This is a genomic window from Nonomuraea sp. NPDC004186 (assembly GCF_053603495.1).
In genome coordinates this window covers 1-1350 of the sequence record NZ_JBSGFQ010000280.1, presented here as the reverse complement: position 1 = coordinate 1350, position 1350 = coordinate 1, and the positions used below count along the sequence as shown (strand labels likewise).

The following is a 1350-nucleotide window of genomic DNA, read 5'->3' as shown; positions in this document are numbered from 1 at the left end:
ATCGGAACTGTGATTCTTGACCTACGGCCCGGTTGGGCCTGCCACGCTCGACGCCGGCACTTGATATGACCCACATTCGGAACTGGCGCCTGGTACAGGGCTGCCTTGTTTTCGAGATGTCTACCAGGTGCCGGCGTCAGCCTGGCCCACCCCGTTGGCTTGATTAGCAGCTCGTCCGCCGCTTGCGCGTGACTCGTCACAGTTCTGCCACCCGGTGATCCCATCCAGGCCGACGCCAAAACGCAGTCGCCCCTGGAAAGGAAGCAACCGCATGTCCACGCTGGCAGAACAGATCGATGGCGTCATCGGGGTCGATACCCACCGCGACACCCTGGCCGCGGCCGCGGTCAGTGCACTGGGTGCTGTCCTCGCCCACGCCGAAGCGGCCACTGACGCCCACGGCTACCTTCAACTCCTGGAGTTCGCCCGCCAGCACATCCCGGACCGCCGCTGCTGGGCCCTTGAAGGAGCCGGCAGCTACGGCGCCGGCTTGGCGGCGTTCCTGGAGGCGTCCGGCGAAAAGGTGATAGAGGTCTGCCGTCCCAAGCGGCCGGCTCAACGTGGCGGTCGCAAGACCGACGCCCTCGATGCCATCCGCGCCGCTCGTGAGGCGTTGACCAGCGAGCATCTCATCCAGCCCCGCCAACGCGGAGAACGTGAAGCACTTAGGGTGCTGCTCACCACCCGCCAAGGCGCCGTCAGCGCGACCACTGCGGCGATCAACCATCTGAAGGCCTTAATCGTCTCGGCGCCCGACGACCTGCGCAGCGAGATCCGATCCATGAGCAGCAAAGCCCAGATCAACTACTGCGCCGAGCTGCGAGACCGACCCTCCCAGACCCTCGAACACCGCATGACCATCCGGGCCCTTCGATCCACAGCTCAGCGCATCCAGACACTGCGCGCCGAAGCCAAAACGCTAGAAGAGGAGATCACCGCCCTGATCAACGACATCAGACCCGACCTGCTGGAACAAGTCGGCGTGGGTGCCATCAGCGCAGCACAGGTCCTGGTGAGCTGGTCCCATCCCGGACGATTTCGCTCCGAGGCCGCATTCGCCACGTTCGCCGGAACGGCCCCCATCCCGGCATCCTCAGGCCTCACCAACCGCCACCGACTCAACCGCAGCGGCGACCGCCAGCTCAACCGGGCGCTCCACACCATCATCCTCGTCCGGGCCCGCGTCGACCCCGACACCCGCGCCTACATCGCCCGCCGCATCTCCGAAGGCAAGTCCCCGCGCGAAGCCCGCCGCTGCCTCAAACGAGCCCTTTCCCGACAACTGTTCAAGCTCCTCGAACGCGCACCAAAACCCCTTCATGCAACCACTTGACAGATATAGCAGCCTCG

Annotated in this window: 1 protein-coding gene; it reads left to right on the top strand. The window is 65.3% G+C overall.

Annotated features, from left to right (window positions below; genetic code table 11):
• Window positions 1-271 precede the first annotated feature (271 nt).
• Window positions 272-1333, top strand: a complete 1062-nt coding sequence (locus tag ACWEPL_RS65250; protein ID WP_452443098.1) for an IS110 family transposase — start codon at window positions 272-274, stop codon at window positions 1331-1333.
• The last annotated feature ends 17 nt before the right edge of the window (window positions 1334-1350 follow it).